Raw genomic sequence first — 24,052 nt, 5'->3', positions numbered from 1 at the left:
CCGTCTCTAACACCGGTGCAAGCACCAGCGCTTGCACCGGTGCCTTCTCGGCACGTCAGCAAATCAGCGCAAGGCGGCCCTCACCGCAGGGTTACGGTTCCGCGCTAGCGGGTCGGGTTAACGACTGGCACCTTTGAGAAACCTGATGCGTCCTTTTCAACGCCTCGAGGCAAGGCTGTTGCGGCCGGCATCGGCCACAAGCCAACGGCAAGTTTCAGCATAAGTGGGCGCTCAGAATGCCTGTGCTGAACGATGGGGTCTGGGTCGCAAGCTGCCTCTCGAAAATGTGCCTCAAGCCGCAAGTTCAGTGCATGTGACCGGCCTGCGCAAAGCTGCAGGGGTCGCTAGCGACCTTGTCGCCTCTAACGACGCGTGCAATAGGCGCCGCCCTTCGGGCTCATCCTGAATATGAAAGTTTCGGTCCTGTGCTTCATGGGCTATAGAAAATTGCATCGAGCATCGCTGCGCGCGCCTCCCAAAGTTCGCCATCCGCTCCGTCCGGCTTGGGTGAGTTGAACCATTTGGAGTGGCGGATTACTTCCACCACTTGCTCCCAGTAATCTTCTAGGCTTAAGTTCTTTCGCGTGAACGCCATGGCTTCCGCAGCGCCCTCCCGATTGGGCTTGCTGATGCAAAGGAAGGTGTCGGGCCGCTTCATCGCTAAAAGGCGTGACGCCGTAGCGACGCCGCCAGTCCGGGTGGAATTCGCAAACGCCTCGGTGAACGCGTCGCAGAAACGACTGTACTGCTCGCGCGAGACCTCACCGCTCCGAGGGATGCCATCAACCGCGCGGGCGAGCGCCTTGTCGTTCTCGGAAATGCGGTTGGCGAAATCTCCCGCGCCGCGCATCGATCCGAACCAGCCCCAATCACGGTTCAGCTCGGGCCCGTCCTTGTCGCGCTGCCCAGCAATGCCGGCTACCGCTTTGCGTTGTGAAACTGAAAAATCGGCGAAGCTGGAGGTCGCAGCAAACCATCTGCGGACGACCATTAGTAGGTCCAGACTTTCAGCGACATCATGGTGACCGCCGGTTCGAACCCGCCGAGCGTACTCACTCCACTCCATATCCATGAAATTCGTGGAAGCCCGCAGCATGTGCTCAGAAACAGGATTGCGAGGTGCGCGGGGGAGCTTGCGTGCCCGTTCCCAACTCGCCCGATAGGCTGAGGCATATGCCGGCGTAGCCGGGCGCCCGTACTTCCGGCAGTTCGCAACGAATTCGAGAATGTCGTCCAGCGCCTGATCGCCGACCTTGCCAGTCAGTTGGACTGCGCCTTCTAGGTTCCGGCCAAGCCCTCCTCGAGTGAAGTTTGAACTCCCCACAATCGCCACGATCTCGTCAGCGCTTCGGAACCCATAGACTTTCGGATGATATGTGCCGGTGGCGAACTCAGTCGCGACAAGACCATTCTTAACACCAACCAGAGCGTCAACCACTGCTGGATCGGTCTGACTGAAGTCGACTCCGATCACGACGTTTTTGAACCTATTGCGGTTCGCAAATGCGTCCTTGCTTAGTTCAGTCTCCGTCGCCCAAGCGACAGCCCAGTGATACTCTTCATGGTCTCGAATGAGCCGCGCGAGCCGCTTGTGGACCTTCGCTGCATTAAGAAATTCGACCTTCATAGTAACGCCCCCACATCATCTCGAATTACCCATCAGCCCTCGAACAGCGAGCCCGCGATCTGTCGCCACCCTCAATTCAGGCTCCGGCTGTGCACCAGTTCCGTCGTCTGCCCGACCAGCGCTCCGCCAGTCCTTTACTAATTAGCGTCTCGCCAAGGCTCGCTTCATCGCGGGTGACGACACGTAGCTTGCGACCGTACTTGTCCTCGTCTCGATCCGCATCCTGAAGACTAAAGCCGCCATTGAGCAGGTCGACCGATCGTGCGGTTGCCCGCTCACCGAGCTCTGCCTCTACGTTCGGCACAAAAGACGTCCGAGACTGCCAATCTGAGCGACCGCCCCTGAGTCGGCAGCCGCCGGAGGCGCAGCCGCTGCGCGCTCGTGAAAAGTTGGGCTGCGCAGCGCCGCGCCGATCCGGCTCGCTCAGATTGGCGCGGTCGTAGGCAACCGCCGGTTTCGTCACCGTCAGGTTCTCGCGACAATATCGTGCGTTGTGATCCCGATTAGTCATTGCAATTCTCGTCTGACAGCGCTTTGCACGCTCTGCCCTTTAACATGGTCCTCCCGTTGCACGAGTTCCCTGCCGATCGGACTAGACGACGGCGGTATCCCGCGCCCCGCGCGCCGGCGTTGCAACCTGCAGGAGCTCGCCGGTGGTGACGAATACGACGAGGCCCACCGGGACTCCAGTTACCTCAAGATAGCGGCTAATCTGCTGGCGGTAATGATTGGCCGCAGAGACACTCGGGCTGACATCGCTCTTCCAGTCGATCACCAGCTCGGGCGTTCCGTCCGCGCCCACGCAGAGCGCGTCAACTACACCGAAGGTTGCGAGTTCGACGGCATCTTCTTCGCTGATGCCATATACCGGAAGCTCGGCGATCAGACGCGGACGCAACGCAGCGATATCCGGCATTGCCAGCGTGCGCGCGACCGTGCCTGCCATCTCGTCCGGTGAGAGGCCAGCGCCCGCGTCGGTGCCGGGCTCGCCTCCAAGCGCCCGGACCAGATCCCCCGCGCGTGCCGTGAGCGCGACCAGATCGTCGGCTGTCTCGCCAGTCAGCACTTCCTCCAACAGCTTGTGGATGACAAGCCCGCGCTCGCGACCGCCCTGTACCGTGATTAACATTTCGGGTTCGGGTGTGTCCTGGCCAGCGACCACAATCTGCGGTTCGGCCGCCAACTCAAGCGGTCCATGCGGATCTTCGTCGCGGCTCGGCGCGACCCAGCGCAGCTTCGGCGTCGCCGCGACCACGCGCGCTGCTTCGCCCGCGAAGATCTTGCGCGTCTGATCATTGTCGGGTTCGCTGTCGATCGTGTCGAAGCCTTCGGGATGATGATCAATCGCAATTACCGGCAAGCCGTCGAGATCAAAATCCATCAAGCCATTCCAACTGCTCTTCGCTGGGGGCACGTCGAGTTTAGGCAGAACGAGCAATTCGCGCGCCCGGGTTGCCGCCACATACCAGAGACGTAGTCGTTCGCGTTCGCGCTCGGCGACTTCCGCCGCCTTGGCCTCCTCATAGCCAGCGGGCGCTACCCCAAAGAGGGGCAGGAAAATCGTCTTCGTATCGCCATCGATGACGGGATCGCGTACATCGTTGCCCAACGTCATCGTGTTGATAGGCACGACGATCGGCCACTCCAGCCCCTTGGAGGCGTGCATCGTGACCAGCGAAACCGCTTCCTCCTGCGCGTCCGGTCGACCTTCCGCCGAGCGCGTCTTGCCTTCCCAAGCCGCCGTCATCGCATCGGCAAAAGTTCGCAGTCCGCGGACGCCATAGGGCTGAGCGAGGCTCAGAAAGAGATCGACATTGGCGAGCGGGCGTTCGGCCTGCCCACCATGACGCTGGAGCAAGACGGGGCGCACGCGCAGCAGATCGACCGCTTCGGCGAGCAATTGGTGCGGCGTCGTGCTGTTGATCCTGCGCCGGAGCGCCTGCAGCTTCTCGACGATGTCACGGGCATGCGGGTCGGGGATCAATTCGGCATCGAGATGGATGGTGAGCCGGGGCAGTGCATCGGGACGCTCGGGATCGCGGGGCTGGCTCCAGACCAGATCGAGCAACTGCTCCTCGGTCAAGCCGACAAGCGGGCCGCGCAGCAGCGCCACGAGCGCGAGGCTGTCGCGGCTGTCGGCAAGCACGCGCGTGATCGCTATGAGGTCCTGCACTTCTTGCCGACGGTAGAATCCTTTGCCCGCCTGAGTCGCGACCGGCACGCCGCGCTTCTCCAGCGCTTCCTCGTAGCGCCACAACTCCGTGCCGCCCGGTGCGAGCAGTGCGATATCGCCTGGCCGACACGGTCGCTTGGTGTCAGTTTTGCGATCGACGATGATCTGGCTGCCGATCAGCCGGCTGCACATCTCCGCGACCGCCTCCGCCTCGCAGTCGCGCTGCACGGCCGACTTGGCTTTGCCGTCCTCGTCGGCGCACGCGACCGGGAGCGCCGCCACGCAAAGGCCCTCGCCATGATCGGGATGGAAGCTGTCGAGTGGGGTGAAGCCTGGCTGGCCCTTCTCCTCGGTAAGGTGCGGGGCGAAGCGATCGTTCACATAGTCGAGAATGGCCGCGCACGACCGGAAATTGGTCGAGATCGACAGCAGATCGAGAGGATTGAGCGCTCGGATCGCCTCACGCGCTCGCACATAGGCGGCGACGTCGGCGCCGCGGAAACGGTAGATCGCCTGCTTAGGATCGCCGACGAGGAACAGTGCACCTGGCCGAATGTGGTATGCCGCCCAGTCGAGCGGATCGGCGTCGGGTGCCGGATCGCCGCACAGCCGCCAAAAGATCTCGGTCTGGAGCGGGTCGGTGTCCTGGAATTCATCAACAAGCACATGAGCGTAGCGACTCGAGAGGGCCGTGCGTACGGAATCATGATCGCGCAAGAGATCGCGGGCGGCAAAGATTAGGTCGTCGAAATCGAGCAGCGCGGCCGCGCGCTTGTAGGCGCGGAAGTCCTCTAGGATTGGCTGGATCGCGGAGAGTAGGTCGGCGAGCACGCGGGACGCCGCACCCTGCAGCATCGCCGCCCAGCTATAAGTACAGGCGAGATGCAATTCCTCGGCGCGCGCGTTTAGCACGCCGCCCTCGGCTTTTGAGAGGCCTGCGACCTTCGCCGCGGTCTCCCACTTCCCTTTCTTCTTGTAGACGCTGAACGTACCCTTTGCGGTGCACAGCGACGGGTGCGGAGTGGATAGCAGAAGCCGGATGAGGGCAGCCGGAGACTGGTCGGTCGGGACCTGCGCCACCGCCGCTGCCATATCGACAAAGGCCTGCGCGCTCGCGATGCTCTCCTCTTCCAGTGCCGGCGTGCCTACGACGAAGGCACGGTAGGCCTTTGCTGCATGATCGAACGCGGTCACTAGCGGAGGGATTGCTGGCACTGGCGGCGGCACCAGCACACGATTGTCGCGCAGCGCCGCAGCTGCCGTCGCAATCAGTTCGGTCGCTTTGCTCGGGTTCTGGAAAACCAGCTCCGCGACTAAGTTCTGGTCGTCGGCATCGAGAGCCTCGCGCAACCACCGGTCGACGATGTCGCCGAAGATCATGTCTGCTTGCGCCGGGTCCATGAGCGACGCACCCGGATCGATGTTTGCCTCGACCGGATAAGGCTTGATCAAGCGCTGGCAGAAGCCGTGGATAGTCGAGCAGGTGATTTCGTCGATCTCGGCCGCCGCCGCGTCAAGATGCGACCGCTGTTCTGCCGAGAGGCCGTCCGGAAGGGCGATCCGCAGCTCACGCGGGACGCGGCCGTCGAGCAGTTCGTCGACGAAGTCGCGCACACGGGCCAGCAGTTCGCTCGCAGCCAATTCGGTGAAGGTCACCGCCGCAATCGCCTTGGGTGCTGTGCCACCAGTGAGCAGCAGCGCCAAGCGTCCGGCCATGACTGCCGTTTTGCCCGAGCCGGCGCCGGCTTCGACCAACATCGAACGATCATGCGCCGTCATCGCGGCGAGGCGGGCGGCTTCGTCCCGCAAGACGGGCGTCGCGTCAGTCATCAGAGCGCCTCCCAAACGAGTGCCGCGTCGCCAAGCGTACCGCGGGCCGGTTCGATTTTGCGCGGGCAATAGCCGTTCAGAGCATTGGCCGGGAGCGCGAAGCTTAGATCATCATAGTCGCCGCCATTGTCCTCGCCGATGAGCGCATGGCCGGCGAGCAGGCTGGCGCGCGCCGCGCGAAGATGTCCGGCAAGGTCCTCCAGCACCTCGGCAGGGGCATCGAGGTGACGCGCCTCGGTGTCGCGCGGATAGAGAATGGCGGCGTCGATCTCCACGCCGTCCCCCAGCAGCGCCTTGACCGCATAGGCATACAGGCAGCGCTGCAACTCCTTGCCGCCTTGCAAGATCACCGGCTTGGACGGCATCCTACCGCCCTTATAGTCAATCACGCGTGCCTTGGTGGCGTCGCCCGACAGATCGAGACGATCGATGAAGCCAGAGATACGGAAGCCTGTGTCGGCGATGGCGACGGTCGTCATTGGATCCCAGGGGATTGCGGCGTCGGATTTGGCCGCCTGTCCGCCGAACGGTACTTCTGTATAAGTTTTCTGACCCACGAGCGGCGGTTCGAGATGCAGTAGGGCGTTGAGTGCGGTCTGCTTAGCTTCCTCGACCGTGCGACGCCACACGACTTGCGGCGGCACCGCCTGCTCGTTTTGCCAGCGGCTTGTCACTGCTATGGCGGCGGTTTCGATCGCGGCGGTGATTTGGTCAGGGCGTGCAGCTGCGAGCCCCCCCTGACCTTCGAGCAGGCGAACGGCATGATCGAGCAAGTCATGGAGAAGGATGCCGCTTTGCCGGGCATCGAGCACCAGCGCCTCCACCGCGCTTTCCGGGGCCCGGACCCCAAGCGCATAGGTCCAGGTGAAGCCAAGCGGGTTGCGCAGCAGCTTGGCAAGCGAGCTTGCCGACTGAACTCGTTCGAGCGCCGCCAGCAACGCAGGATGGTTGGGACGCACCAGGCCATCATGAGCGGTGACGACCGAGCGTTGCCAATCCTGCCAGCATGATGTGGCCGAAGCAGCCTGCTGCGTGGCGGCGAAGTCGGCCGGACGCGCCACCAGTCGATCGGTTTCGCTCATCGCGTGCACGGGCCGCCGATTGCGGCGCAAATAGCGGGCCTCGGGCTGGCCGCGCAGCAGGGGGCTCTTGCCGAGTAGGCGACCCTCCCTGTCCCGACGCGGCCGCGACAGCACGACCTGCGCGCCGGTCGTACACAGGATCGTCTCGAAATCACGGCGGTCGGCGGCGGTCACCGGCAGGGGATCAAGCTCGGCTGTCGGGATAATATGATCGGACAGGAGCCGATCTTCTGAGATCCGCCTCGGCCAGCCGGCCGAGGTCAGGCCTAGAAGGCGCACGAACTTGCGCGGCGACGCCGCCAGCGCCGAGGCGGGCATCCACGCCACCGACACGCATGCCTCGCAAGCATCCTCCTGGCGCAAAGCGTCGATCGTGACGTCGATCACTGCCGGGCTTCCCGCAAGCAGCGCCTTGCGCCAGATACGCAGCGCCCCGCCCGACAGGAACGCGCGTCCGATCTCTTCTGCCTGCGCAACACCGCCCGAGAGCATCTCGACAATCGCGCGCAAATCGCCGGCATGATCGATGCCGTCCGGCCAGCGCTCGGCGGCCAGGCTGCTCAGGAGTCGCTCCCAAGCGTCGGGGGAGGACAAGGGTGCCTCGGGCGGCAGAACGCGTTGCCAGCCATCCGGAAGAGCCTTGAATGGGCCTGCGCCTGCCAGCAACGTTGCGAGACGCCGCAGATGCGCCTGGTTGACGCCGCGCACGAGAATGTCGGCAAGCGCGGCGGCGGTCTGGCCGTCGCGAGTGGTCACGACGCGGATGCTATGAACGAAGTGCAGGTCGATATTGGCATCGGCACGCAGCGCCATGAACTCGTCGTCATAGGCGGCGGGTGCGGCGGCTGCGATAGCGATCTCGAACGGCTTGGCCGCTCCGCTAACAATCAGCTCACGCGCCCAGCGCAGCGCCTCAATAGCCTCATGATAGCCATTGGCGGCGCTCACCACCTCGACCCGCGGCGTCGTCGGCTCAGATTGAACAACCTCCACGGCCGATCCCTCGAGCCAGGCCGGGACTGAGCGCGGGCCAGCGTTCCAGCGCACTCGCGTCTTCACAGCCAGCGCGAACAGCAGCACGCGCCAGCATGGTGACAGCTCACTGATACCTTGGATTTGGACCTCGCCGAACAAAGCGGGTGCGTGGTGAATGCGCGCCAATGCTCGCGAGGCTAAATCGACCGGGCGGAGCATCGCGGACGGCAAGACCGCCAGCACGGCCTCCTCCAGCGTCGCCATTGCCGCAAGGCGGGGATGATCGCTGGCGCGTGACGATAGATCGATCCCCGTGCGCCAGACCTTGTGCAGCGTGTCAGCAGTCGCGCCAACCATGCCGGGCAGGAGCTTAATCGCGTCGAGCTCGCCGAGATTAGTGTCCGGTAGCACGCGTTGAATCGCATTGCGCAGCGTCTCGGCGTCGATCGGCTGCGTGAAACCGCCTGCAAGACGCGCCGCCAGTTGCTCGAAAGGCATGACCTGTGTGCCGTGGTGCTGGTGCCGTGCGGCGTCGAGACGGATCTCACGGGATGCGAGACGACCGTGTGCGATATAGGTCTGCCGCTGCATGCAATACTTTCGACTGTGTTCAACGTTCGCAAGAGTAGATGGAAGGGGAGTCGGAAGCAACGCCGCGTGCGTCGAATGCGTGCTTAACTCCTGATCCTGCCTCAGGATTTTCAAGATTCTGGTTGCGATGACCTGATCCCGAGGTTTCCTCCAGTGAGGATTGGAGCGGGACGGTTGTTTGCATTGCCAAGGGGGGCATCGCAGAATCTGGTTATAAGCGTACGCTAAGCTCATTTCGTCTGCTTTGCCGCAGTTCAGCAGTTGCTTGTCCGATGAGCTGGATTCCCCTCGTGGCGGCCAGACGAGCTTACTGTTCGGAGCCTCTCGATCGATACGCATAACGCGAAACTGCTGAAACTGGGCAGTAGCCTGTCGGGCCGCTGAACCGTTCAACGCAGCAGCCCCCTGCCGGGTCAAACGCCAGCGATCACACGATCGATCAGCGCATAGTCTCGGTTGGTTGGCATGCAGAAAAGGCAATGCCCATTGGAGGCCTCTGCCCAAACATTGCCGATATGGCGTTTGATCTCTTCGCCATCGTAAAGATGGCCGCCCTTATACTCCACCGCGAGGATGCGCCCGTCGGTCAGCATGGCTACGAAGTCGGGATAGAACTTGTCGTGTGGAAGCTGGAGCCAAAAGGACGAACGTTTGCGATCGACGTTTCTGATCCAGTAGCGGACCTTCTCGTGGCGATCGAGATAGACCGCGCAATCGAACTCCTCGCCAGTGGTACCAAGGTCGCCGACAAGGCTGGTGTAGTGCTTGTTAAACTTCGTACCGCCTGCGTAGGGCTGGTTCGGCGCGTATGTCTGCTCATCGAAGATGATGGAGAGGTCAGCGCTCGCGCTGAAGTCCTGAGCATTTGACGCGAAGAGCGCGTTATACTGCCCCTGCTCGCGCTGGCCGCGCAACTCGGTAATCAGCCCTGCAAGAGCTTTGCGTAGGTCATACTTGTTGCGGGCAAGAACCTGAATGTCAGTGCCAGCGGCAACCAGCGCCTCGATGGCGCGGGTGATGAACACCACAGCACTCGGCTTCGTGATGTCGGGATGCACGATGCCCATATCGATCCAGTTCGCCAGGCGCGCCAGATTCCACGTTGGCTCTTGAATGATGCCAGCAAGATCGCCTTGTACCCTGCGGGCAAAGGCGATCTCGACCTTGCCCCTGTCGCTCACGTCGATTTCGCCTGTTTGGCTATTGTCAGCGATGCGGAACCGCGTTGCGATCGGCGATGGGTCGCACTGGTCGAGCCGCCACGGCAGGTCGAGGAAATGCTCCTGCGAGAAGAGTTGAAGCTCACCCTGCTTGCGGAACCCAAGCATAGGGACCACGAATGGCGGTTTGTCCTCCTCTTCGGCAGCTGAAGTCTGATAGTTGTTGGTCTTAGCGTACAGGCGGTCGATCGTTTTTGACACGTTCGGCACCGCTGCGAAAGCGAGGTGCAGCAGGTTGCGGCTGTCGCGCGTCATCGGGCCTGTATAGGCCAGAGTACGGCTTTGCGCGTCGAACGAGACCCGTGATTTGACCGACGGCGGCAGGCGGTCGATTGCCGCCACAATGACCGCTGGCGCGGTCGTCTGCTCGGGCAAAGGGTCTGAAGTGTAGGGCGTGCTGGCGTTGATTTCAGAAAGCGCTAGCGGTTGCTGCGTTGTGACGATCTGCGCGGCCTCGATCGCATTGAAGCCCGCACCCTCGACCAATCCGTCGCGGAGCTGTTGCGCGGTGCTGTCGAAACTGCGCGAAACGATGAACGCATAGGACTGGTTGAGGGCATCGCGAAGCTTGCGCCGCGCCCCTGGCATCCGCAGTACGCGCCCCAGAATCTGCTCAACCGCAACTGGCGACACCTGCTCGGCAACTGAACAAAGGATATAGGCGAAGGGACAGTCCCAGCCTTCCTTCAGCTTCGATACGGTAATGATGTATCGCACCTGGCAATCAGCGCTGCGGATATTGCTGATGGCATCAAGGTCTTTGCGCGGCCCCGTGTGCACAGCGATGTGCTCCTTGGGGATGCGGTGATCCTCCAGCAAATGCTGTTCGATCTTTTCCCAGGTCAGCCTGTGCGGGTCGCTGGCGGATGCGCTCTGCGCCTGAAAGAGGATGATCGGGCGGATATAATCTTCTGTTTCAAGAGCTTCGGCCTTGGCCGCTTCCTCCAGCGCTTTCTGGCAGTCGAGCGCGGCACCGACTGTCTTGACCCAATCCGCGTCTGTGGTGAGGCGGATGGGCATTTTGATCATCTGCTCCGCCTTCAGCTCAGCGGCAGAAACGGAATACAGGATATTGGAGGCGTGCTTGTCACGGGCAGGATCGTGCTCGACCTGCGGCGTGGCAGTTAGCTCTAGAATGAGCGACGGATTGAAGCGCGCCAGCGTCCTGAAGGACAGTTCGGTGCGGGCATTGTGCGCCTCGTCCACGATCACCATGGGACGGTGCAGCTTGAGGAGGTTGGACAGCGAATAGACGGGTCGGCTGCCGCCCTCGATACGGTCGAGCCCTGCCATCTGCTGATCGCTGAGGTTTTCAAAGTGGTCCATCAGGACGCCTGCGTCCTCATATACCTTCAGCCCGTCGGGGTTTTCCTTGCCGCTATCGTCTTCGCGGCGGAATGATTGGATCGTCGAGACAATCACTACGGCGCCGCCCGTGGCATCGGCGCGCGGCATAGCCAGCGCCTCGGCCTTGGTCATCACGGTGAAATTTCGATTGAACACCGCCGTAAGGGCCGCCCGATAGGGATGGGCCTCATCTTTCAGAGCGGCAATGGTCTGCTCAAGGATCGGGGTCGAAGGCACCAGCCACAACACCATGGGGTTGGTGGTCTGGAGATATTCTCTGGAGGCAACGCCAACCGCGTGGGCAGCGACGAGCGTTTTTCCGCCACCGGTAGGAATCCGCAGGCAGAGGTACGGCGTCCCTTCGGCAACGGCAGGTGCGTTGCGATAGGGAAAATTCGTGGCTTTATAGAAGGCAAGGTTCGCACCCATTGCCGTGGTGTCGCGAAGGAATCCGCCAAATGCCTTGAGGGCCTGGTCCTGATATTCCTTTAACTCGAAATTGACGGCGGCCATCTTACACCCCCGCAATCTGATACGGGATCTGTTTGAACACGACGCGCTCGGCCTTGAGCCGATCTGCGGAAACTGTCGTGCCCTCGGCATAGACGACACGGGTGCCGTCGAATCCTTCGGGAGGTGGTGGCAGCGCCGCCAATGCGGTGGGCGTCAGGACATTTCCAAGCGCTTCGCGCGGCATGCCCTCTTCCCCCTGGGCGAAGAGCAAATACACGACGCGATCACCATGTTTGCCGAGGTAGGAGTCACCCACTTGGGCTTTGGCCGGGATCGGTGCGCCAGTTTCAGCGAAGAACACATGCGCAGCAAGGTCGGGAAACGAAACCTCGTCGTCGATGTCACCGAATTCGTTGAAGAGCGGCACACCGAGGCTACAATAACGGAAGCCGCCACCAAGCGGCTCGATCTGACGGAACGGCTTCACCTGCTCGCTATAACCTGAGATTGCCAGCGAGAGGCGCTTCGCGGTTTTCTGGGGAGCGGTTGTCTCATCCATCTCGATCAAAATGAAGCGGCGGTTTGCCTGTCCCATCGCGTTCATCTTGAAAACAGCATGGCCCGTTGAGCCAGAGCCCGCGAAGCTATCCAAGATCAAGTCTCCATCGTCGGTCAACACGCTGAACAGGTCGACCAACACGTCCACGTCTTTTGGAAACTGGAAGGCTCCTGCACCTAGCAGGCCTTCAACCTGGAGGGTTGCAGCGCGCCCATCCTTATAGAAGACGCTTTGCAGCGGCTCCTTATCTATCTCGAAAAGGTAGCTCTTGCGGCAGGGAATGGTCGCATGCGTCTTGCCAAAATGAATACGGGGCGGCGTTTCAGCGAGGGCTGCTTTGGTTGTGTCTTCTTCCCACCGCCATCCCGTCGATGGGATTTTGCAAGGCTTTTCCGTCACAGGATGGGGAATGTCATAACGCGGTCGGCTTTCCCGCCCGTCGTCTGGTCCCGCAAAGTCCGCCGCAAAGTAAAGCCCCCGCTCATCCGACCAATTGTAGTGTTTATGAGCCTTGCGAGGATCGTCCTTGGCGAGTGATCGATACCACTTCATCATCTCGGCGCGAATGGCATCATGGTCGGGGTATAAAGCCTCGCGAATTGACTGGTAGTGACCTAGAACGTCGTCGGCGCCAGCTTTGCGCCGCCGCCATTTGACCTCGCGTGCGGTGAGTAGCGCTTTATTGCGCGCATAGATCACGATGTATTCGTGGACGGTGGGCAGCAGCTTCGCGTCGCCCTTTTTACCCTTTTGCCATACCATGGTGCCCACGCGATTCTGCCTGCCGAAAATCTCGTCCATTAGCATCAGCAGCGAACTAATTTCGTTCTCGTCGATTGAGACCGCGATTGCGCCGTCTTGCTTGAGGAATTGCTTCAGCAGTTGCAGGCGCGGATACATCATGCACAGCCACTTATCGTGGCGGGAAAGGTCGTCAGCCTCCTTCCCTACAACAGCGCCAAGCCATGCCTTGATCTCGGGCGAGGCCACATTGTCGTTATAGACCCAGCCCTCGTTGCCCGTGTTGTAAGGGGGATCAATGTAGATGCATTTCACCTGGCCGGCGTAATAGGGTGTCAGGGCCTTTAAGGCTTCTAGGTTATCACCATGGACCAGCAGATTTCCAGCGTCGGGATCGCCCGCAGACAATGCGCCGTCGCAGTGAACAAGCCTGTACGGCACTTCCTTGTGGTGGTGCTCTACTGCCTCTTTCCCAATCCAATTCAACGACGGCATTGTTGCCCCTTCTGATCCGCCAGCTGGTATGGCGGGCATTAATTCATTACAAATGCACGATTTATGAGTGCCAAGAACGAGAGGCTACATCATCTCGGCAAAACTGGCGACTGGAATGCGAAAGCGATGATTGGCAGCCCAATCGTCTTTGATCGCGTCGGCCTCCGCGAGGGTCAGCATGGCCAGCTCTATCATGCGTACCATGAGGTCGGCGGTGCGTACGATCACCAATCCTTCGGCGATCCGCTGTGCCTCGCTGATGGCACGTCTGTCATCGATCGCCACCCCCGCTCCTGTCACCATGGCATGCGCAATCGTGGCGCTTTCACCAACACCCAGACGTGTCGTGCCCGTCAGCCGTCCGAAAATGCTGAGCGCAGCTTCGTCTGTGACGGTGCAGTCCTCAACGTGGCCAGCGGCTACGGCTGCTTGATAACGCTCCACCTGCTCCGGATAGAAGTCTGTCAGCTCGCCTGCGGCATGGTCGGTCACAATGAAGCGGCAAGGCAATGCGCCTAGCAGTTCCATCCGATCAATGCGGAGGAAATTGACCAAAACGGAGGTGTCCGTCACGAGGATGGCGTCAGGAATGACCATCACGCAGAGCGGGCCACCTCAGCCAGGTCGAAGAGTTGGCGGCCTTCGATTTCGAGGGCCTTGCTCAGGTCGAGCAACCGCCCACGGGAGATTTCCCCACGGCGGTAGGCTTCGATGGCAAGATGCGCGATACGACTACGGAGCTCGCGGGTGCCCCGCTGCGGCGTGTCCGTGCCCTCCAAATCATCAAGTAGCTCAAGCGCCCTGAGATAGTCGCGCCCTGCATCTTGCATGGCCGACGTAAGTAGCTCCAAGCTTTCCGCTTGGCTGATGCGACGAAGGCTTTTCAGGCGGTAGGTAGCAGCTTCGTAGCTCACGCCGAAGCGATGGGCGATATAGGCCACGTCTTGAAAGCCAATAGTCTGGGAGTTGGGTGCGGGCCGCGCCTGCCCCTCGATGCTACCGCCCGTCGCTGCATCAAAGACAAGCACGTCACCACGGGAAGGCTGCCCCTTACCGAGCTGGCGCAATTCATCGTCGATGCCTTCTGCTGGGAGGAGGAAAGCAGAAGCGAAGGCGTTCGCGCGCTGCTCCACCCGTTCTACGCGATTGTCGGTCGTAGTGACATTGGCCACACGATCGCGGTCAAACAGCGCATGCGCATATTCATGCGCGTAGGAGAACCGGCGCCGCGCACGCGGATGCTGCGCATTGACGAGAATAGCCATGCCGATGCTCGGATGATGCAGGAACAGGCCAGACATCGTGCCCGGCAGATTGGCACCTGAGGCCCAAATGCCTTGATCCACCATAAGCTCAGCCAAATCTGGCAACGGGGAGCTGCCCAGCCCTAGACGGCGGCGCTCTTGATCGGCGACCTTATGCCCTTGCCGCACCGCCTCCCAAACCGAATTTGGTGCGGGTTCCTGATAAACCGGCGGCACTGGGCGTTCTTCGCGTCCGAGAATCTTCTCCAAATTCACGCCCTCCCGGCAAAGCGAGACGCAGCGATCCACCTGGAAGCGGATGCCATCATCTTCTTGGAGACCCGGCGCAAGTCGATGCAGTGCGACAAGCACGTCATCGTCATGCTGCTGCACGTCGGCTAAGAACCACGAGATGGAACGGCGATAAAGCTCGGCCAGCTTGCTCAGCTCCAGGGTAGAGACAAGCCTGTTGCCCGCTTCGATCTGAGTGATGGCGGTACGAGGAATGCCGACATGATCCGCCGCAGCTTGCTGGCTAACGCTCGCAAGCTCTCGCGCTTCCCGCAGCCTGCGGGCTAGTTCTGGGTTGGACATGTCGATCTCCTCACTGCCGGAGGAAGGCAGTCTCTCCGGGGGGTTTCTTACCTGCAATATACTCAATCGAACAAAAATGTCAATTTCTTCCTTGAATGTTCGATTGACCAATTCCATATCACTCCTGCCAAACCGAAAGGGGGTGATTAGAATGGCAGGCAAAAACCAGCATGTGGTCCGTCGCGGTAACGACTGGGCAGTCCTGGGGGCGGGAAACAGCCGTGATACGGCGCATTTCGGCACGCAGCGCGAAGCGATCGCGCGTGCGACTGAGATAGCTCGCAACCAGAGCAGCGAAGTCCTCATCCATGGCAGGAACAATCTGATCCGTGAGCGTAACAGCTACGGTAACGATCCCTTCCCGCCGCGGGGGTGAGAGGGAAGCCTTGCGGCTTCCCTCAGCCGGTAGCTGACGCACGATGCGAAACGGACTTCAGCTGACGGTGTCTGAGACGCTGCCCGTGCTAGTCACTCGGGCAGCGTCTTTTGTATATGGGCAAGGCATCGCTGAAAGCCAGCCATTTTCATTCACCCTAACAGAGGCCCCAGCTGCCGCCGGTTTGGATGGTGGCTGAAATGATGCCGTTTGGTCAGCTCTCACGCTGGTACTCGAGCCTTGCGGACTGTTCGCTACGCAATCGGATTGCTGTGCCTCTCGGGCTCACCGAAACGGTGCTGGTGCCTTTCGTCCGACGCCTTGTCGACGTTCGGAACATCTGCGCTCACCACGGTCGGCTCTGAAACCGGAGCTTCTTGTTCTGTCCGCGACTACCCAGCAAACCAAGAGATCTGCAGCTTTCGCTGGACCACTCGGTCGGTGAACGCCCACCGGCGAAGCTTTACAACACCATCAGCACGATCAATCAGGTGATGCGGAATGTGGCGCCGGATTCCCGTTGGGCTTGGGAAACTAAAGCACACATTCTCTCGCATCCGACGGGTGATCTGGCGGCGATGGGCTTTCCCGAAGACTGGCAGTCAAAGCCCGTGTGGCGATGATCTGAAGCGCCCCGGGTTTTCTGGAGGCTGTTTCGTTTGAGTCATGCGACCATATCGAGGGTCTCAACGGTTGCATAGTAATTGGCCTCAGCTTCGGCGGGCGGGATGTATCCGATGGGGCCGAAGAGGCGATGGTTGTTGAACCATTCGACCCAGTTCAAGGTCGCCATCTCGACCGCCGATGCGCTCGGCCATGACCGTTGGCGCCATATGACCTCGGCTTTGTAGAGGCCATTGATGGTTTCGGCCAAGGCGTTGTCATAGGAATCGCCGACGCTGCCGACAGAAGGCACCAGCTTTGCTTCCGCCAGGCGCTGGGTGTAATTCATAGCCAGGTATTGAACGCCGCGATCGCTGTGATGGATCAGCCCATCTTCCGGACTGGGCTGTCGGGCGTGGATCGCTTGTTCCAGAGCATCCAGGACAAAGCTGGCGGTGGGTGCGGTGCTGACTTTCCAGCCAACGATCCGTCGCGCGTATGCGTCGATCACAAAGGCGACATACACAAAGCCCGCCCAGCTATGGACATATGTGAAGTCGACCACCCACAACGCGTTCGGCCGGCTGACGCGGAACTCCCGGTTCACCTTGTCGAGCGGACATGGAGCTTTGGGATTGCTGACGGTCGTCACGCAAGTCTTTCCGCGCCTTACCCCTGCCAAGCCCATGGCGCGCATCAGCCGCTCGATCGTGCATTTGGCTACTGTCGCTCCCTCTCTGCGCATCTGGTGCCAGACCTTGCGCGTGCCATAGAGGCCGGAGCTGTCGTCGTGGACACGCTTGCGGGATGGTTCTCGACGAGGTGTGGGCGCAAAGGGTGCTCGCGCAGCGCGCGCTCCAGTCCCTGTGCAATATCGGGCTCGAGATCCGCGACAAGGATCGTGTCCGCACCTGCTACGACTTCCTCATACTCGACATTGACGTTGTCGCTCTCCGCGATGGCCGCATGCCAGCGGGGCAGGCAGGGGTCGGCCTCCGGCAGGGCGACCCCCAGATCGCGCGCTTCCTTCCAGTTCTCGAAGGAAAGCCGGTGCTGGCCTCTGTGCGCCAGCGCGGCATAGATCGTGCGCTTGCACGCTGTCTGCAGCGCCGCAAATGCGGCGTTCTCGACGAATTCCTTGCGCGCCGGGAGCACAAGGGCAAGTCCCGGGGTGGCCCCGATATCGAGCCGGGCATGGTAGGTCTTGCCGCCAAGGCTCCCCCTTCCCTTCAGATCGGCGGATCGATGCCTGGCCAGAGCCGGGCGGTCCTCGGCCTGCTCTTCAGCCCACTCGTTTCGGTCGCAGGGCCTCGGGCATCGGAATGATCTCGTGCGCCGTATCCCGCAGCGCTGTGACCTCGCCGCGCGCGGCGTAGAGGTCCTTCGCGATCAGCGCGCAGACCTCAGCCTCGCCATAGGTTGGCCGGCCAATGTGATCGACGCGCTCGACTTGCCGGGCAATCACGCCAACCTTGCCTTCCGGCACCCATTCGGCCCAATCGCCCCAGGCGCTGGTGACGCAGAACTCGCCGATGGCGGCGATGTAGGCCTTACGCGTCCGCAGGATCGTGGAGGCATTCTCCTCGACAGCCTCGCCGGTAAAGGCACTGAAGCGGTCCGGATGCCAACATTTGGCGGTATCGCGGGCAAGCTGCAGAAAGCCTGCAGAGCAGGAGCCCTGCCCATCAAGCTCGCTGGAAAAGGCAAGGATCGGGAGCGCCCAATCGCAGTCTTCTTCGTAGGACCCTCCGTCGATCTGTAGCGCTGACGGCATGGCGGCCTGTCTCTGATCGGACAGAATGATGCCGCCGTGGCTGGCGGTCATCACCGACCAAATCCCGGGGCCAAGCTGATCGGCCTGTTGGACAGCACCCCAGATCGATGTCGATGGGCGCGGCGACGGAGCAAAGCATGTCATGAGCGAACTCTCCTTCTTCCGGTTCGCTCACATCCTCCCCCTCCCCTTCACTCGAGAAGGCGGCGGGCTTGGCTGATAATTGCCTCAGGCGTTACGCTGCTGACGGCCATGGATACGACAAGCCCGGCCTGACCGAGACGCTCGCGCTCGATGCTGCGCAGCTCAAGATAGTCGGCATCATCCGACTGCAGGATCTGGAGCGCGAACTTGCATTCCACCCCGCTATGCTCATCGAGCAGCGCCACCAGGAAATCCGGCCTCGCCGACCCCGCAGCCAGCGTTATGTCAAAGAGGACCTTCTTGACCGCCATCCTGACACCGAGACGGCGCAGTTCATACTGGGCCTGTTGGAGCGCGCGCAGCACGTCGCGATCGTGTTCACGCTCGGCGGGCACGAACTGGTTCCCGCTGAAGACAGGCTGGGCATAGGCGCGCAGCGCCAGGTATCCTTCGCGCCGACTATGCTCGCCGACGACGGCCAGCACGAGAAAGGGTGGCTCGACCTCGGCCCGGATGATCCCGGTGTGCTGGATGCGATTGCGGATTTCGACAGTTCCTAGCCCCGTCACCACCTCGCTTGATGTGACCTCGCTCGCTTCGAGAAGCAGAAAGGCCTGCGGTGCAAACTCGGGCGGCCAGGTCTCGGCCGCAGCCCGCAATCGGGCATGGACCCGCCGTTTCTCGTAATCGATCGCGTTGGTGTGGAGATGATCCGACAGCCGGATGCCCGGCGCGATGTCGAGGCCCTGAGCGGCGCGCTTGAGGTGGCGCATTTCTTCGCTGATCGAGCCTGCGCGCCTGCCACTGGGCGGTAATTCGCGCAGGATGTTCGATCCTGCTCGCTCGAGCAGCAGCCAGAGCAGCTTGCCGAGGCGCGGTATGGCGACGCCGCGTGAGCGGTCGTCAGGCTCTATGTCCTCTGGCCTCTGTGCAAGCTTCTCCGGGGCCTTCTGGTGTGCGCTGAACAGGCCTTTTGGCAGGCCGATGGCATAGAGCGAATCCTTCACGGTCTCGCGGATGCGCGGTGGCGCCTGCGGCAGATGAAACGGGCAACCTGAATCGTGGCCTGGCCGTGAAGTAAGACGCCGGAGGTAATAGGTTTCCTGAAAACTGAGATAGGCCGCGCTCATCAGCGGCGGTGGCCGCTCTGCCCCAAGGCAATCGCAGGCGATCCACTTGTGGTTCTCTCGCGCGGTGGAGACCAGTGAGACGCAAGCGCGGTGGTCGGCTTCGCTGCCCCGGCCTGTATACCAGCGCACCAGCGCAGCCTTCAGCTCGTCACTGATGGCGACCCTGCCGGTCTTTCCTGTGGTGTCCTTACCTACCAGCCACATGCATGATGACGCCTTGACCCTGTCGTTTGTTCACGGTATGTTCATAGTCTGCAGGAGCCCATGAATAATGAACAAGGTCTTTGATATCGGCAAGTTCGACCTCGATATCACGCTGCGCGACGCGGCACTTGATCCGAATTGCCGTCCAACCAAGCGCATGCTCGCCAATGCCTCGATCGGAGTGGAGCCCTTCGATGCCTATTACTCGGCGCGCGAGCTCTATGAGACCTTGCAGGGCGTCTTTCAGGGCCTGCCCAATGCCAAGTCTCGGCTGACGCAGATCCTGTCCTGCCACTGCGATGACTATCAGCGCTGCCTGTACTATGCGCTGGCAGGGCGCGGAGTTGTCCAGATGCTCGACGATCTCGAATGGCTTTTCGGGCTCCTCGGGCCGCGCTGCCAGATCTCGGGCCACCTTCTGCGCTCGGGCCAGCGCCCTGCGCCGATGGTCAACCCTTACGTCTCGTCAGAGCCTGATGGCCCTGTTCCTGCCCGCAATGCCGACTTTACCGAAGGCCCATCGTGGTATCTCGATCCCGGTCTCGGAGGGATGATCGAGGAATAAACGGCCATCAGTTATTGCGAAGGCCAAGCCGGTCGTCGTCATCAACAAGCGTGATGCGCCCGTCCCAGTCCCATAGGACCAGATTGAGCGCGTCCGCGGGGGCACCCCGGGCGTAGCTCGGGACGACGATGCCGGCATAGCCTTGCGCGATCGCGGCCTCCGCGAGGTCTTGCGTCGGGACCGGCTTACCTGAGAGCATCCGATCGCGCCACGCCGGGTCGGCAAGCTCAGCCAGTGCGATACCGAAAGGCCGCAATGCAGCCGCATCGCGGCCATCGAGCAACGGTCCGATGTCGGCCTGATAGGCGACCAGCGTGGTGGGCTGCAGCGTGCCAACCTGATTGGCCTCGCGCAGCGCGGTCTCAGGGGCGAGGGAGGTATAGAGCGCGATGCGCCCGATGCGATTGAACCGTCCACCAAACCGGGCCGCCCCCTCCCCTGAGAGGGGTTCGCGGGACCAAACCGGATTGTGGGCGCGGTAGAGCAGCCCGGTAAAATGCATTGGGCTAGGCGTGGACGCCGGCGTCGACCGCGTCGATATAGGTCAGCACGTCGTCGGCCCGGTTGCTTTGCACCAGCTGCATGGCGGTCTGGCCCGAGAAGCCGGGCAGCGGTTCCGAGCGGTACCAGGCATAGGCCAGCAACGCCGAGCCAAAGCGCGGCTCGACCTTGTTGAGCACCTCGACCATCTGGCGAAGGCGGCGCTGCGTCCGGTCGGACGCGATCCGGTCCTTGCGCTGGATCGCATCCTTGCCGAGGCCCAGCGAGCGTGCGAGTTCGTCGCTGGTCGTCCGCAGCGCCTCTACGATCTTGCGCGGGGCAAACGCGCCATTGTCAGCGTAGTTCTGGATCGCCATTGCAATGCTCCACGGTGATTGACGCTATATAGCGTCAATCAATGCGGCGATCAAGGTAATGGTGGCGCATCGAATTCGGTGACCTCTCCGGGCACGGCGCCCTCATACCAACCCGGTTCAATAGTGAAACCGGCACTGGGCAATCTCCAGCTGTTGATCGCTACCCTTGCCGGTTACGCGATAAACAAGGCGATCCTCCTTGGTAATCCGCCGCGACCACCAACCCGCTAATGATCCTTTGAGCGGTTCAGGCTTCCCGGTTCCCTTGAACGGTGTTCGCTGGCATTCTTTAATCAGGTCATTGAGGCGGATAAGAATTTTCTCATCGGCCTGCTGCCAGTGAAGATAATCCTCCCAGGCATTGTCGGCAAAGACCAGCTTCAAGGCTCAATCAGCCTGCGCTCTTTACCGCCTTGCCCATCAAGCTGCTCGATCGACTGCCGGAGCCGGTCTGCATTGGTTCGATTGGACAAGAGGTACATCGTCTCCTCGATCGCATTCCAGTCTTCCAGCGAGACCATCACGATCGACTCGGCCTTCTGCCGCGTGACCACGACATGAGTCCGATCGTTAACGATCTGGTCCATAATGCCTTTCAGATTGGCGCGAACTTCCGAATAGCTGACGACGTCCATAGCTTCATCCTTTGGAGGAATATTGTACCGGTTTTGGTACAATTGCAAGCTTGAATAAACGGTGAAGGGAGCGAACCCATTCTCTGCCGATCAACCTACAGCTCAACGACCTGCAGCTCGATCGCACCGCGCAAGCCCTCGTCTGTCGGCAAAACGCAGAAGGGCTGGAGCTTGCTGTTCGTCCTGACCACGGCATGGCTCTGCCCGGAATTTGCTGTCATCCGGATGGCGAGGCGCTCGGCATTGGCGCGTCCGCACAGGATCGCCCTTCTGGGATCGAGGCTCTGAGGCAGCATGGTCACCTCCCGAGCGTTACGGCCTTGCCGGGAAGAACGTGCGCGGCGCACGCTTGGGGGTCACGACTTCGAACCGGCGTTCCATCAATCTGCTGATGCGGAACCGGCCTCGCCCATCGGGCGTGCTGAGTTCAATCTTCGCGCCGCGCTTTGTCACCCTGAATTCGGCGTGTTCGCTCCCGTCGGTGAACTTCATGGGTTCAGGCAGCCGGATCATGTCGCCATCGGCGATCTTGCGTTCCTTCAGCCGCAGATGGCGGTAGCACCGGTTGCGCCAGTCGAGGGCATAAGGGTGATTGGTTGGTCCCAGTTCCTCGAGGATACTTTTGGGACACCCGGCCTCCACCGGCCCGGAGTTTTCATCCATGTCCTTGTAGCCGAACAGGAGGCCGTCTGCGGCCTTGGGGTTCCAGCGGACCAGACAGATCACCGCGGAGATGGCGTGGGTCTGGTTGTTCGGTCCATAGCGCTGGACAGCCGCGTAATAGACCCCGGTTGTGGACACGCTTCTGATGATCCGGCATCCTTCGAAGGTGCCGGTTTCTTCATTCTCGCGCTCCCATGTGAGCTGATTGTCGAGATAGGCCTTGGGAGTGTCGAAGCCCCCCATCCCGGCACGGTGCATGTAAAGCCATTGACCTGATGGGGTCGTCTAATCGCGTGCTGTTTGGCAAGCAGTTTCTGAGCTGACCGTATGCCGGGTTCAGGGTCGTCTTCGCGGTCGGCATGCGCCGCCGCACGGTGGGTCTTCGCAGGACGGAGCCTTCCTAGGTGGACGGCGCACTCGGCAGAAGTCCGGTGCATCCCATCAAGCGGAATGGCTCAGCCCACGTCCCGGCAGGGACGGGTTCGCTCGACGGCTGCTCGCCGTCGAAGCTCTTACGCCGGAGTGACGACCTTTCGATCGAACATCTCTCCGGATTTCAGCATGGCATGCATGATAACGGCAAGCTTTCTGGCCACCGCGACCGCGGCGCGCTTGAAGCCGATGCGCTCTCGAAGTTTGAGGCCCCAGTCTCGCAGGGCGCTGTCGGCCGTGCTGCGGGTCAGGATAACGCAGGCCGCTTCGAAGAGAAGGCTTCGGACCTGATGATCGCCGCGCCTCGAGATATGGCCGTTGTAGTCGACCTGACCGGATTGGTATCGTCGTGTGGTCAGGCCGAGCCAGGCTCCGACGGAGCGCGACGATCGGAAGTTAGCCGGATCTTCGACTGCGGTGGCGAAGGCCGAGGCAGTGACGACGCCGACGCCAGGGATCGACATGAGCAGCTGGCAGGCCTCGCTCTGGCGAGCGTCATTGATAAGCCGTCTGGTCAGCTCAGCAGCGCGCAGGCGGATGCTGCACCAGGCCTCGAGCAAGGGTTTGATGATCGCGGCAAGTTCGGGGTTTTCATCAAGCCGGCCGCGCACATTCGTCTCGAAGGTGCTGCCTTTGCCTGCCGGCAAGACCAGACCGAACGTCTTCATCAAGCCGCGGATCTGGTTTGAGAGCTCGGTCTGGATCCTGACCAGTTTGGTTCGGGCTGCCACCAGGGTGCGGGTCAGCATGCTGTCGAAGCCCTTGACCCTGACCTCACGGTAGAAGCCTACCTCGGCCAGATGGGCCAGCCCGTCGGCATCATTGGCGTCGGTCTTGTTGGCGGCCATGTCGAGCGCCGCTTTGGCATGGCGCGCATCGACGCAGATGACGGGTAGCCCTGCGGACTGAAGGGCGTGGTAGAACCAGACTGATAGAGGGCCGGTTTCAAAGATGACCCGCTCCGGTTCTCGTGCGTGCTTCCTGATCGTTCGCGCGATCGCCTCCGGATCTGAAGCGCACTTGCCTCGCCAGACCCGCTTGCCATCACACCGCACCGATATCGCAGTGTCTTTCATCGAGACGTCAAGACCGATATACTCTCCCATGGCTGTTCTCCATCAGATGCTTGGGCCCGGCACCACGCCATGAGCCCGTATTTTCATCTTATCGGGGAACAGCCACCCCGATCCATGTCCTGCTGAAGGGGGCGACTCGCTTCCCGCGATTACCCCATGTGGATGCCCCCGTCGACGGCATCGTAAGATGCCAGACCAGCGCGACGGTGCGCTGTAGAAGGAGGAGCACATGACCGACGTCCACATTCTCGCGATCGACCTTGCGAAGCGCAGCTTCCAGGTCTGCGGTACAGCCCTGGGAGGGGCGGTTCTATTCAACCGGATGGTTTCGCGCGCAAAGCTCGAGACCATCTTGCGCGAGCAGGCGCCTTGTATCGTTGCGATGGAGGCATGCGCAACCAGCCATTTTTGGGGCCGATTTGCGGAAAGGCTCGGCCACGAGGTTCGCCTGATACCTCCGATTTACGTCAAGCCATTCGTCAAGCGGCAGAAGAATGATGCGGCAGACGCAGTAGCGATAGCTGAGGCTGCGCTGCGCCCGAACATTCATTATGTGGCCGTGAAGAGAGAGGTGGCCGGGTTAGTCTGAACAGCGATTGGCAACAGATAAGTGGATCGTCTGCCGGTTGCTTCTTCGATTTTCCGATATGGGGCGTCGCGCA

Annotated in this window: 21 protein-coding genes and 2 pseudogenes; 5 read left to right on the top strand and 18 right to left on the bottom strand. The window is 61.4% G+C overall.

Going from position 1 to position 24,052, the window contains the following annotated elements; all coding sequences use genetic code 11:
• Nucleotides 1–430 precede the first annotated feature (430 nt).
• The 8 genes from C7451_RS18710 to C7451_RS18675 form a co-directional block, all read right to left on the bottom strand.
• The gene (locus tag C7451_RS18710; RefSeq protein ID WP_066110808.1) at nucleotides 431–1,627 is read right to left on the bottom strand and encodes a phospholipase D family protein; all 1,197 of its coding nucleotides are present in this window, start codon (nucleotides 1,625–1,627) and stop codon (nucleotides 431–433) included.
• 76 nt (nucleotides 1,628–1,703) lie between these two features.
• Nucleotides 1,704–1,931, bottom strand: a complete 228-nt coding sequence (locus C7451_RS20340) for a thermonuclease family protein (RefSeq protein ID WP_231726853.1) — start codon at nucleotides 1,929–1,931, stop codon at nucleotides 1,704–1,706.
• 288 nt (nucleotides 1,932–2,219) lie between these two features.
• Nucleotides 2,220–5,630: a UvrD-helicase domain-containing protein gene (locus tag C7451_RS18700; RefSeq protein ID WP_110300395.1), complete on the bottom strand. Its 3,411-nt coding sequence runs from the start codon at nucleotides 5,628–5,630 to the stop codon at nucleotides 2,220–2,222.
• Nucleotides 5,630–8,278: a PD-(D/E)XK nuclease family protein gene (locus C7451_RS18695; protein WP_110300394.1), complete on the bottom strand. Its 2,649-nt coding sequence runs from the start codon at nucleotides 8,276–8,278 to the stop codon at nucleotides 5,630–5,632. Before C7451_RS18695 ends, C7451_RS18700 begins: the two co-directional genes overlap by 1 nt.
• Before the next feature lie 413 nt (nucleotides 8,279–8,691).
• A complete protein-coding gene (locus tag C7451_RS18690; protein ID WP_110300393.1) occupies nucleotides 8,692–11,358 on the bottom strand; it encodes a DEAD/DEAH box helicase in 2,667 nt (888 codons plus the stop codon).
• 1 nt (nucleotide 11,359) lies between these two features.
• Nucleotides 11,360–13,093, bottom strand: a complete 1,734-nt coding sequence (locus C7451_RS18685; RefSeq protein ID WP_066110801.1) for a site-specific DNA-methyltransferase — start codon at nucleotides 13,091–13,093, stop codon at nucleotides 11,360–11,362.
• 84 nt (nucleotides 13,094–13,177) lie between these two features.
• The gene (locus tag C7451_RS18680; RefSeq protein ID WP_066110799.1) at nucleotides 13,178–13,690 is read right to left on the bottom strand and encodes a PIN domain-containing protein; all 513 of its coding nucleotides are present in this window, start codon (nucleotides 13,688–13,690) and stop codon (nucleotides 13,178–13,180) included.
• Nucleotides 13,690–15,048 (bottom strand): helix-turn-helix domain-containing protein, encoded by a 1,359-nt coding sequence (locus C7451_RS18675; protein WP_066110798.1) that lies wholly within the window; start codon nucleotides 15,046–15,048, stop codon nucleotides 13,690–13,692. Before C7451_RS18675 ends, C7451_RS18680 begins: the two co-directional genes overlap by 1 nt.
• Before the next feature lie 34 nt (nucleotides 15,049–15,082).
• Here C7451_RS18675 and C7451_RS18670 point away from each other — a divergent pair, with 34 nt between their 5' ends.
• Together C7451_RS18670 and C7451_RS20335 are read left to right on the top strand one after the other, a co-directional pair.
• Nucleotides 15,083–15,307 (top strand): DUF2188 domain-containing protein, encoded by a 225-nt coding sequence (locus C7451_RS18670; protein WP_066209159.1) that lies wholly within the window; start codon nucleotides 15,083–15,085, stop codon nucleotides 15,305–15,307.
• A 173-nt stretch (nucleotides 15,308–15,480) separates the two neighbouring features.
• Nucleotides 15,481–15,672 carry an Abi family protein gene (locus tag C7451_RS20335; RefSeq protein WP_279629511.1) on the top strand — a complete coding sequence of 64 codons (192 nt, stop codon included), beginning with the start codon at nucleotides 15,481–15,483 and terminating at the stop codon, nucleotides 15,670–15,672.
• A 299-nt stretch (nucleotides 15,673–15,971) separates the two neighbouring features.
• Here the strand turns inward: C7451_RS20335 and C7451_RS18660 are convergent.
• Nucleotides 15,972–16,712 (bottom strand): annotated as a pseudogene (locus tag C7451_RS18660) (IS3 family transposase); the annotation flags it as partial.
• Between the two features lie 5 nt (nucleotides 16,713–16,717).
• Here C7451_RS18660 and C7451_RS19860 point away from each other — a divergent pair.
• On the top strand, nucleotides 16,718–17,236 hold the full coding sequence (locus C7451_RS19860; RefSeq protein ID WP_146215428.1) for a hypothetical protein: 519 nt from the start codon (nucleotides 16,718–16,720) through the stop codon (nucleotides 17,234–17,236).
• On the opposite strand, the gene C7451_RS18650 is transcribed toward C7451_RS19860, so the two are convergent.
• Both C7451_RS18650 and C7451_RS18645 read right to left on the bottom strand, forming a co-directional pair.
• Nucleotides 17,193–17,828 (bottom strand): DUF7007 domain-containing protein, encoded by a 636-nt coding sequence (locus C7451_RS18650; protein WP_062344724.1) that lies wholly within the window; start codon nucleotides 17,826–17,828, stop codon nucleotides 17,193–17,195. The genes C7451_RS19860 and C7451_RS18650 overlap by 44 nt on opposite strands.
• Nucleotides 17,829–17,875: 47 nt before the next feature.
• Entirely contained in the window at nucleotides 17,876–19,162 is a 1,287-nt protein-coding gene (locus C7451_RS18645; protein WP_110300391.1) for a hypothetical protein, read from the bottom strand.
• 67 nt (nucleotides 19,163–19,229) lie between these two features.
• Between C7451_RS18645 and C7451_RS18640 the strand changes: the two genes are divergently transcribed.
• On the top strand, nucleotides 19,230–19,727 hold the full coding sequence (locus tag C7451_RS18640) for a hypothetical protein (RefSeq protein WP_110300390.1): 498 nt from the start codon (nucleotides 19,230–19,232) through the stop codon (nucleotides 19,725–19,727).
• Between the two features lie 7 nt (nucleotides 19,728–19,734).
• Here the strand turns inward: C7451_RS18640 and C7451_RS18635 are convergent, their stop codons facing one another.
• The 7 genes from C7451_RS18635 to C7451_RS18605 all read right to left on the bottom strand — a co-directional run bounded on the left by C7451_RS18635 (nucleotide 19,735) and on the right by C7451_RS18605 (nucleotide 23,420).
• Entirely contained in the window at nucleotides 19,735–20,229 is a 495-nt protein-coding gene (locus tag C7451_RS18635) for an RES family NAD+ phosphorylase (RefSeq protein ID WP_110300389.1), read from the bottom strand.
• Between the two features lie 4 nt (nucleotides 20,230–20,233).
• A complete protein-coding gene (locus C7451_RS18630; RefSeq protein WP_110300388.1) occupies nucleotides 20,234–20,584 on the bottom strand; it encodes an antitoxin Xre/MbcA/ParS toxin-binding domain-containing protein in 351 nt (116 codons plus the stop codon).
• 117 nt (nucleotides 20,585–20,701) lie between these two features.
• On the bottom strand, nucleotides 20,702–20,968 hold the full coding sequence (locus C7451_RS18625) for a Txe/YoeB family addiction module toxin (protein WP_110300387.1): 267 nt from the start codon (nucleotides 20,966–20,968) through the stop codon (nucleotides 20,702–20,704).
• Complete coding sequence (locus C7451_RS18620) at nucleotides 20,965–21,219, bottom strand: type II toxin-antitoxin system Phd/YefM family antitoxin (protein WP_110300386.1); 255 nt, start codon at nucleotides 21,217–21,219, stop codon at nucleotides 20,965–20,967. The genes C7451_RS18625 and C7451_RS18620 overlap by 4 nt, the downstream gene beginning before the upstream one ends.
• Before the next feature lie 95 nt (nucleotides 21,220–21,314).
• Nucleotides 21,315–21,515, bottom strand: coding sequence for a hypothetical protein (locus tag C7451_RS18615; protein ID WP_110300385.1), 201 nt, complete (start codon nucleotides 21,513–21,515; stop codon nucleotides 21,315–21,317).
• 16 nt (nucleotides 21,516–21,531) lie between these two features.
• Nucleotides 21,532–22,140, bottom strand: a complete 609-nt coding sequence (locus C7451_RS18610; protein WP_110300384.1) for a DUF6927 domain-containing protein — start codon at nucleotides 22,138–22,140, stop codon at nucleotides 21,532–21,534.
• 254 nt (nucleotides 22,141–22,394) lie between these two features.
• On the bottom strand, nucleotides 22,395–23,420 hold the full coding sequence (locus C7451_RS18605; protein ID WP_110300383.1) for an IS110 family RNA-guided transposase: 1,026 nt from the start codon (nucleotides 23,418–23,420) through the stop codon (nucleotides 22,395–22,397).
• A 199-nt stretch (nucleotides 23,421–23,619) separates the two neighbouring features.
• Here C7451_RS18605 and C7451_RS18600 point away from each other — a divergent pair.
• Nucleotides 23,620–23,961 (top strand): annotated as a pseudogene (locus tag C7451_RS18600) (IS110 family transposase); the annotation flags it as partial.
• Nucleotides 23,962–24,052: the final 91 nt, after the last annotated feature.

Origin of the sequence: Blastomonas natatoria, assembly GCF_003201955.1 — a bacterium.
GTDB classification, from domain to species: domain Bacteria; phylum Pseudomonadota; class Alphaproteobacteria; order Sphingomonadales; family Sphingomonadaceae; genus Blastomonas; species Blastomonas natatoria.
The sequence above is the reverse complement of the archived record's forward strand: the minus strand, read 5'-3'. Positions and strand labels throughout refer to the sequence as shown.